General features: G+C 41.6%; 11 protein-coding genes. All 11 read left to right on the top strand.

What is annotated here, in order from left to right:
- Positions 1–115 precede the first annotated feature (115 nt).
- On the top strand, positions 116–493 hold the full coding sequence (locus IPH84_13685; protein MBK7174251.1) for a DUF559 domain-containing protein: 378 nt from the start codon (positions 116–118) through the stop codon (positions 491–493).
- A 705-nt stretch (positions 494–1,198) separates the two neighbouring features.
- Positions 1,199–3,130, top strand: a complete 1,932-nt coding sequence (locus IPH84_13690; protein ID MBK7174252.1) for a T9SS type A sorting domain-containing protein — start codon at positions 1,199–1,201, stop codon at positions 3,128–3,130.
- Between the two features lie 2 nt (positions 3,131–3,132).
- A complete protein-coding gene (locus tag IPH84_13695) occupies positions 3,133–5,601 on the top strand; it encodes a leucine-rich repeat protein (protein ID MBK7174253.1) in 2,469 nt (822 codons plus the stop codon).
- Positions 5,576–6,061, top strand: coding sequence for a hypothetical protein (locus IPH84_13700; protein ID MBK7174254.1), 486 nt, complete (start codon positions 5,576–5,578; stop codon positions 6,059–6,061). Before IPH84_13695 ends, IPH84_13700 begins: the two co-directional genes overlap by 26 nt.
- A 103-nt stretch (positions 6,062–6,164) precedes the next feature.
- The gene (locus IPH84_13705) at positions 6,165–6,611 is read left to right on the top strand and encodes a hypothetical protein (GenBank protein MBK7174255.1); all 447 of its coding nucleotides are present in this window, start codon (positions 6,165–6,167) and stop codon (positions 6,609–6,611) included.
- 17 nt (positions 6,612–6,628) lie between these two features.
- Entirely contained in the window at positions 6,629–7,102 is a 474-nt protein-coding gene (locus IPH84_13710; protein MBK7174256.1) for a hypothetical protein, read from the top strand.
- Positions 7,095–7,421: a hypothetical protein gene (locus tag IPH84_13715; GenBank protein MBK7174257.1), complete on the top strand. Its 327-nt coding sequence runs from the start codon at positions 7,095–7,097 to the stop codon at positions 7,419–7,421. Before IPH84_13710 ends, IPH84_13715 begins: the two co-directional genes overlap by 8 nt.
- Entirely contained in the window at positions 7,418–7,657 is a 240-nt protein-coding gene (locus IPH84_13720) for a hypothetical protein (GenBank protein MBK7174258.1), read from the top strand. The genes IPH84_13715 and IPH84_13720 overlap by 4 nt, the downstream gene beginning before the upstream one ends.
- Positions 7,567–8,277 carry a hypothetical protein gene (locus tag IPH84_13725; protein MBK7174259.1) on the top strand — a complete coding sequence of 237 codons (711 nt, stop codon included), beginning with the start codon at positions 7,567–7,569 and terminating at the stop codon, positions 8,275–8,277. Before IPH84_13720 ends, IPH84_13725 begins: the two co-directional genes overlap by 91 nt.
- A 159-nt stretch (positions 8,278–8,436) precedes the next feature.
- Positions 8,437–9,222, top strand: a complete 786-nt coding sequence (locus tag IPH84_13730; protein ID MBK7174260.1) for a hypothetical protein — start codon at positions 8,437–8,439, stop codon at positions 9,220–9,222.
- A 252-nt stretch (positions 9,223–9,474) separates the two neighbouring features.
- Positions 9,475–9,687 carry a hypothetical protein gene (locus IPH84_13735; protein MBK7174261.1) on the top strand — a complete coding sequence of 71 codons (213 nt, stop codon included), beginning with the start codon at positions 9,475–9,477 and terminating at the stop codon, positions 9,685–9,687.
- Positions 9,688–9,722 lie beyond the last annotated feature (35 nt).

A 9,722-nucleotide genomic window follows, 5' to 3' on the forward strand; every position in this document is an offset into this window, starting at 1 on the left:
AATAAAGAGATCTTCATAGCAGTAAAAATTCATCTACATTGTCTTAAAATTCAGTATATTTGATTCTTTAGATTATAATTTACTTTATCAATAATTTCTATTTATCTGCATTTTTATGTCATCATTATCTCATTACAATAAGAATTTTAAACCTTTAGCAAGGAAACTAAGAAAAGATGGTACAAAGGGAGAGGCTATCCTTTGGAAAAAAGCTCTTAAAGCTAGAGCTATGGAAGGATATCAGTTCAATAGGCAATTTTCCATTGATAACTATATTGTTGATTTTTTATGTCGAAAATTATACCTGATCATCGAAATTGATGGAAGCAGCCATTTAACTAAAGGCAAGCAGGATGCGGAAAGACAGGATTACTTAGAGAAACTTGGCTATACAGTGATTCGCTTTTCTGAGTATGAGGCAGTCTATAGGACTGATGATGTGGTGAAAAGTATCTATACTGCGATTAAATTACAAGAACGGCGGAAATATTAATCCCCCTTAATCCCCCTTTTCCAAAGGGGGACGGTACTTGCAGTCCCCCTTTTCCCAAAGGAGGACGGTTATTGTGGTCCCCCTTTGAAAAGGGGGTGTCAGCCTTGGCTGACGGGGGATTTTTCCCCCATGCAGAAAGATGCTGTCAGAAAGCAAAATCATTCTGAGAAATGTCCGCTTCAAATCCCCCTTAATCCCCCTTTTCCAAAGGGGGACGGACTTGTAGTCCCCCTTTTTTCAAAAGGGGGTGTCAGCCATGGCTGACAGGAGATTGAAACAGACAGTTAACATATTTCAACTAACAAATTCTTTTCATTATTTCAACAAGTACAATAGTAATGTTGCATTAATCATTAGTACACATATAAAAAACTTGCATATCAGTTCAAAGTGCATTATCTTTAGTATAAATACAAACACAAACTAAACTCTGTTTGAATGAAGGCCAGACTCGTTCCTGGCAAGTTTGCGATAGCAAAACTGATTAGAATGAGTTATACCAAAAGGAAGAACTTCTTTATTTGCAAAGCTATTCCTAATCAGTATAATTAAGTTCCTTCTGCGTATTTGTATCCTCCGCTAACGACAGCGTTCCTTCCAGGTAATTTTCCTTCTGGGCTCTATTTTAAATCCTTTCAAATAGAGAATTTAAGAGTTGCTCTTCTAAATATCAGCACTTTAGTATTCATCCTAACTATTCAGAATATGAAAAAGAATCTGCTTTTTGCAATCTGTCTGTTGGTTATGACCGCATTACAGGCACAGATCATCCATGTACCTGCCGATTATCCAACGATCCAGCAAGGGATCAACGCTGCCAGCCCAGGTGATACCATTCTTGTTGCCGAAGGCACCTATGACGAACAGATCAACTTCAAAGGGAAAAAGCCTTTGATGGTTTCCAGCCTGTTTCTAATGGATGGCAATATGAGCCATATTGACAACACCATCATTGATAAAAGCACGTTTACTAATTTGGACAGTGCTTCCCTGGTGTATTTTGTTTCAGGAGAAGATACAACGTCGGTGCTTTGTGGTTTCACCATCCGGCATGGCAGAGGTACTGTATATGCAGCTCAATCCAATACATACAGAGGAGGAGGAGGTGTATTTATATCATCCTCGGGCGCAAAGATCATTCATAACCATATTACGGAGAACAACCTGAACAATACACTGCATGTAGCTACCAATTTTGCTGATGGTGCAGGAATTGGTTGCGAATGGAATGCATATAACAGTTGGGTTGTTGTAAGCGACAATATAATTGATCATAATTCATGTACATCGAACAGTGTTGGAGCAACCGGAGCAGGAATCAGCATGTTTTATAACTCAAGGATAATCAGGAATACAATTTCTGACAATACACTCAATGGCAATGCAGATTCATATTCCTATGGTAGCGGATTATACTGCGAGCCACCAGCATCTCTTTTTACTTTCTTCGCTATAGTTGAGAATAACATAATAAATAATAATCTTTCAAAAGCGCAAATTAATCAGGCCCATTCCTCTGGTGTGTGTTTGGCATCAGTTACAGGAATTTTTTCACATAATATAGTTGAAAATAATGAAGTCAGCACAGGTACAAGTTCTGAAGGCGGTGCTGCGGTATTATTGTGGGCACCAAAGGAGGGTTCTGTTGTCCGGAATAACATATTCAGGCAAAATATCAGCAATGATATTGGGACATTGAGTATTGAAGCCCCTTCTGGCAATCCGAATCAGGCAATGGTTTTGGTCGAAAATAATTATTTCTTCAATAATAAAGCCAGAAGAGGTGGTGCCGCAGAGTTAAATGGTGCACCAGTTGTATTGCAAAACAATGTCTTCAGTGGGAATCATGCTACCGCTTTTGGTGGCGCTGTGTATGGAGCATATGGGTTGACAGGGAACACAGAACATCTGATTACCTTTATTAATTGTAGTTTCTTCGGGAACAAAGCTAATAACCGTGGAGGAGCATATTATGTTGATTATCATTCAGTTCATACTTTGATCATTAATTCAGTGTTTTGGGGTGATACAGCTGTACAGGGCGATGAAATTTATATTGACGTATCAGAAGACTCTCTTGAAATAGCAAATTCTATTTTTATACCAGCTCAGGTAGTTGGTGGACACTTTCTCGATGGTGGAGGGAATATTAATTCGGACCCGCTTTTTATTGACCTGGATTCTTTAAATGTACCTTCCTGGAGTCCTGTAATCGAGGCCGGCATTGCATCATTCACCTGTGTTTGCGGCGAAACACATTCCTGCCCGCAATATGATATCCTGGGAGCGCCAAGACCATGGGGTTCAAGCTATATTGATATGGGCGCATATGAATATACTGATTATACAGGGATCGATAATTTCGGATTTCGGATTGAAGATTTCGGATTGAAGATTTACCCTAATCCGTTTAAGAGTTCAACAACCTTGCTCTACAACCTGGAAGAAGCATCACAGGTTCAGCTTCAGGTTTTCGATGGGTGTGGACGACTGGTGGCAGAACCAGTAAGTTCCTTTCAGAAGGAAGGAGAACAGCGGGTTGATTGGGATGCAAGAAATCTGCCGGCAGGGATTTACAATTGCAGGTTGCAGGTATGCGCTCAAACCTACACCAACAAAATTATTATAATTCAATAGCTATGAAAAAACTTATTCTCATTCTCGCAGCAGTGGCTATCAGCCACATAACAGTATTATCCCAGGCCTGCCTGCCCGAAGGCATTTCATTTAGCAATCAAGCCCAGATAGACAGTTTCCCGATCAATTACCCGGGGTGCACTCAAATAGACGGCAGTGTTTATATTCAGGGAAATATAATTACCGGAAATAATATTTTTAATCTCAATGGATTGCATGCACTTACTTCGATAGGAGGGAATCTTAGCATATTTGGTACAGCTTTGACAAATATGTCAGATTTAAGTAATCTGACTACCATCGGCGGTAACCTTGAAATAGGTAATCTTGTTGATGTTGGATGGTTTAATCTAACCAGTTTAACCGGGCTGGAAGGGTTAACATCCATTCCTGGCAACTTGACTATCACTGGTGCCTGGGGTCTGATCAGTCTGACCGGGCTGAACAATGTATCTTCCATCGGGGGCAATCTTAATCTTTATAGCAACAATGCCTTGTCCAGCTTAACGGGTTTGGAAAGTTTGACCTCCATCGGGGGTAATCTTGATATTGAAGGCGATTATGCCCTGACGAGCCTGTCGGCATTGGCTAATGTGACTTCCATCGGGGGAGATCTTAGATTTGAATACGATTCTGCCTTGACCAGCCTGACGGGTATGGATAATGTGACTATCATCGGGGGAAATTTAATAATTGGGGACGAATATGGAGGTGGGAATGATTCCCTCTCCAGTCTCACAGGATTAGACAATGTAACTTCAGTTGGAGGAGGAATTAGTATTTTCAGGACTCCCCTGACTAGTCTTACAGGATTAGACAATGTAACTTCTATTGGAGGAGGAATTAGTATTTGCAGCACTTCCCTGACCAGTCTTACAGGATTGGACAATGTAATTTCCATCCCAGGAGGAATTAGGATTAACAATAACATTTCCCTGATCAGTATTGCTGGGTTTGCAAATTTGACTTCTATAGGGGGTAATCTCAATATTGATTACAACAGTGCCCTGGCCAGTATTCCGGGGTTGGTAAGTTTGACCTCTATCGGGGGCTTGCTTACTATCGCTAACAACTCAGCCCTGGGCAGTATTGCCGGGTTTGCAAATTTGACTTCCATCGGGGGCAATCTTACTCTTTATGGCAACAATGCCCTGTCCAGCATAACGGGTTTGGGAAATTTGACCTCCATCGGGGGTGATTTTGCTATTGCAGACAATGGCGCCCTGATGAGCCTGACAGGATTGGCTAATGTGATTTCCATCGGGGAATACCTCGATATTGGAAATAATGATGCCCTGACCAGTTTAACAGGCCTGGAAGATTTGACATCCATTGGGGGTTATCTTGCAGTCTCAGGCAATGACGCCCTGACGAGCCTGACAGGATTGGATAATGTGACTTCAATCGGGGATTCCGTTACTATTGCTTATAATGGCTCACTGACCAGCCTGGCGGGTTTGGATAATGTGACTTCCATTGGGGGTAACCTTACTATTTATGGCAATAATTCCCTGGCCAGCTTAACGGGTTTGGAAGCTTTGACCTCTATCGGGGGAGATCTTAGAATTGAAGGGAATGTTGTTTTGTCAAGCATGAATGGTCTTGAAAATATAGCTGCCGGCTCCATTGCCGGGTTGTATATCAATAACAATGATTCTTTAACTAATTGTAGCATACAAAGCATATGCGATTATTTATCCTCACCCAATGGTGTTGTTCAAATCTTTGGTAATGCATCCGGATGCAATAGCCCACCGGAAATCGCCAGTAATTGCGGAATGACCATGCCTTGCCTACCTTATGGGGACTATTATTTTCATACCCAGGCAGACATTGACAATTTTACCAACAATTACCCGGGTTGCACAGCATTGGAGGGGAATGTGATGATTGAAGGGAATGATATTACCAACTTATCCGGACTTACGAACGTGACTTCCATTGGAGGGATTCTATCTATTCGTAAAGCTAACGAACTTAACAACTTGAGTGGGCTCGATAATATAACATCCATCGGGGGAAGCATTGAGATTTCATCAAACTATTCCTTAACCAGCCTGTCAGGATTGGAGAATCTGGCATCCACCGAGGGATCATTTTGGCTTTATCATAACATTTACCTGGACAATCTTACTGGATTGGAGGGATTGACTTCTATCGGAGGAAGCCTTGAGATTTCATCCAACTATGCACTAACCAGCCTGACAGCATTGGAGAATCTGACATACATCAGCGGATCTTTCGGGCTTTATCATAACATTGCCCTGACCAGTCTTACTGGATTGGAGGGATTGACTTCCATCGGGGGGAATTTAATAATTGGCGAATTATACCAGGGAGATTTTGCCTTGACCAGCCTGGCGGGATTGGAGAACCTGACTACTATCGGGGGAGGCCTTTATATTTATTATAACTATGTTCTGACCAGCCTGATGGGTTTGGCGATTGACTTCCATCGGGGGAGACCTTGAGATCAATGTAAACCCGACCTTGACCAGCCTGACGGGACTAAATAATATAGATGCCGGGTCAATAACAAATCTGTACATTATTTATAATTATTTATTATCTGGCTGTGAGGTACAAAGCATTTGTGATTATTTAGCCGCGCCCAATGGTGTTGTTGAAATATATGCCAATACAGCAGGCTGCAACAGCCCTGAAGAAGTGGAAGCGGCATGCCAGGTGGGGTTGGAAAACTCTCCTGAAAAAGGCTTTTGCACTATTTATCCCAATCCATCCCCAAGCCAATTTACATTTGAATTCTACCTGCAAGAACCATCAAAGGTAAACCTGGTTGTGCACAACGGCCTGGGGCAGGTTGTGGCAACGCTTGCGGATGGAGAGCTGGCTCCAGGGACTCACCAGGTATTCTGGAATGCCTGGGAACCTTCCGGCAGGGATTTACTATTTCCATTTGCAGGCAAGTGAACGCATAGTTTCAAATAAAATTATTAAAATTCAATAACCTTACCCCCTGGCCCCCTCTACAAGAGAAGAGGGGGCCAGTGGGCGAGGCTTAAAACGCACAGCTATGAAAAAGTTTACTTTCTTCCTTGCTTTTTCATTATTCTGCTTCACTGCATCCGCCCAATGGGTAATGCAAAATCCTCATCCTACTGATAGGCATCTGAGATCTGTCGTCTTTCCCGATGCCAACACAGGATATGCAGTTGGTACCAGGGGAACTATTATAAAATCCTCTGACGGGGGAAATAACTGGTCTGTTTTGACAAGTGGCACTACATTCGGGTTAAATGCTGTTTATTTTATTGATTCCAATACCGGGTTTGCCGTAGGAGATGGCGGTACCATCCTGAAAACTATCAACGGGGGCTTATCATGGCTTCCATTAACAGCTTGTACAGGATTTAAATTAAATTCTGTTTATTTTACGGATGCCAATGTGGGTTATGCCGTTGGGGAGATTACACTTCAGGGGATTCAAGTGTTATCATCAAAACTATCAATGGTGGTATAAACTGGAATGTTTTATGGGTGGGATCGGTAACTCTCCTGAATTCTGTCTGCTTCACCGATTCAAATACTGGCTATATCGCGGGATTTGGCAACGGGAGTGGGATTATTCTTAAAACGACTGATGGTGGATTGACCTGGAGCAGTTCATTCAGCGGATCAGATTATATCTTTAAAAGTGTTTGCTTTTCAAACGACAGTACAGTTTATGCGGCTGGTGGCGAAGCTATCTTGAAAACTATTGATCGTGGCGCAACCTGGTCGGTTGTGAATATAAGTACCAATTATAATGTAGGATTCAATTCAATTATGTTCTCTGATAATTCTACAGGGTACGTTGTTGGTTGGTTAGATGCTATCTACTGTATCAGACCGATCATCTTGAAAACAATGGATGCAGGAACAACCTGGGCTGAGCCCTCCGAGATGCACAATTTATTTTCATCGCTATATTCGGTTTGTTTTATCCCGTCCACCAACGGGATAAATGATTAAGTATGCGGTTGGTATAGAAAATGGAGCCATCTGTCGATCATTTGATGAAGGTTTAGGATGGAACAATATATCAAGTATTACCTATGGAGACCTTAATTCCGTTTTCTTTACGGATGACTCCACTGGTTTTGCCCTGGGATATGTTTATGGTTGTGATCCGTTTTATCATTCTAACCCAATTCTGAAGACTATCAATGGAGGCAATGATTGGACAGTGATTTTTAATAGTCCTTTTTGCTTAAAATCTATTCACTTCCCTTGCGATAGCATTGATATATTGTTGGTTACGATGAAGAAGAAGTATATGGGCAGGGAGTGATTTATAAAACAATCGATGGAGGCGTTTCATGGTATATAACGGAATTGTTATTATTGAATAATTTGTATTCTGTTTATTTTACTGACAACACTACCGGTTATATAGCCGGTAATGGTGTCTGCAAGACTATGGATGGCGGTGAGACCTGGTTGCCTGTACCGGTGCAAATGGTGGTTTTAATTCAGTTTGCTTTCCAGATGCTTCTAACGGATATGCAGTTGGAGGTAATAAGGTAATTAAAACAACTGACGCCGGATCTACCTGGTCTCAACTAATGAGTGCCCCATCCGATGCTTCATTAAACTCGGTTTTTTTTATCGATGCTGAAAACGGTTATGCTACAGGTAATCAATTTATTAATGGACATTACCATGGAATTATCCTGAAAACCACTGATGGAGGTTCATCATGGACAAGCACATCCATGGCAAGTCCAGGGTTGCTCAAATCGATCTGCTTTCCGGAACCTGAAACCGGATATGCTGTAGGTCGCTTTTATACCACGTCTGGAATTATTTATAAAACGGATGATGGAGGAGCAAGCTGGACCGTTCAGTCGACTTATCCGGATCGCAGCTTACAATCTGTATTTTTCAATAATCTCAATACCGGCTATGCGGTAGGTGAAGATGGCCTCATCCTGATGACTCCCAACGGCGGAGGGCATGTGGGCCGGGAAGAAGCCCCTCCGGCGACATCTACATTGACCGTTCATCCAAACCCATTCAGGGAACGCATAGTGATTGAATATGAAATAAAGAATAATTCCAGCATTACTGCAACCATCCATAATCACCTGGGGCAACAGCTCAGGGTATTGGTAAATGAATACCAATGCAAAGGGAACACCAGGTAGAATGGAATGCCGGGAACCTGCCGGCAGGAATTTACTATTGCAGGTTTAAGGTTGAGGATCAATTGCTTACAAAGAAAATTGTAAAAATGCAGTAATGTTATTTTTCATTCCCCTTTTCCTCCAGAAGAGGGGACCAAAGGGTGAGGGAAAACCCAGGTTATGAAAAAACTTATGTTATTATTCGCATTACTTACCATCAGCCATGCAACTGTATTCTCCCTGGCCTGCCTGCCTGACTCAGCATCAGCGCAGGTCAGGCAGGGCTGCCTGCCCGAAGGCATTGCATTTAGCACACAAACCCAGATTGATAGTTTCCAGGTCAATTATCCGGGATGCACACAAATAGAGGGCAGTGTTTATATCGAAGGGAACAGTATCGTTAATCTGAACGGGTTATTTCCTTTGACATCCATTGTCGGAAATTTTCATATTGGACAAACATACCTGAGTAATATGATCGGTTTGGATAACCTAACTTTTATTGGAGGTAATTTTATAATAGGGCCTTATTGGTACGATGGAAATCCGGAACTAACCATTTTATCAGGGCTTGAAGGATTAACTTCGATAGGGGGAGCCCTGGATATCAGAAATAACAATTCACTTACATGTCTTACCGGAATTGATAATTTGACTTCCATTCAAGGAGGTCTTTCTATCAGTGAAAACTATTCACTTACCAGTTTGTCCGCGCTAAATAATCTTACCAGCACTGGTGGTGAAATTAAGATTAGTGGAAACAGTATACTGTCAAGCCTGTCGGGACTTGATAATATTGATGCCGGTTCAATCTACCATTTAGAATTAACCTATAACGATTCATTAACAACCTGCAATATAGAAAGCGTATGCAATTACTTAGCTAATCCAAACGGAACAATTATTATAGCAAGCAATTCAAGTGGTTGCAATAATCACCTGAAGTGGCTGATGACTGTGGGATAGCATTTTCCTGTCTATTTTATGGCGACTACTGCTTTTACTCCCAGAGTGATATTGATAATTTTCAGACTCTTTATCCAGGTTGTACACAACTCGCAGGAAATGTGATAATAGCGGGAAGTGATATTACAAATCTGAATGGCACTGAGTGTGGTTACATCCTATGAGAAATCTTGCAATCAATGGATACGGGTTAATCAATTTGAACGGATTAAATAATGTGGATCCATTGGAGGTTAGTTTATCTATCTATGGGTGTCTTTATTACCCAATTTGATTGGACTGGATAACCTGGCGTCTATAGGAGAGTGTGGTAGTATAAGACAAAGTTACCTCACCAACCTGGAAGGACTGGACAATTTGAGCTCAATCGGAGGTCTCCATATTGAGCAACTATTTCATTGCCAACCTAACGTTGGATTAGACAATCTTACTGCCATTCCGGGAGATGTTCATCTTGAAGATTGAACTTATTCCTGACTAGTTTGGCAGGTCTGGAAAAT

The sequence above is a fragment of the Bacteroidales bacterium genome (assembly GCA_016707785.1).
Lineage (GTDB): Bacteria > Bacteroidota > Bacteroidia > Bacteroidales > UBA4417 > UBA4417.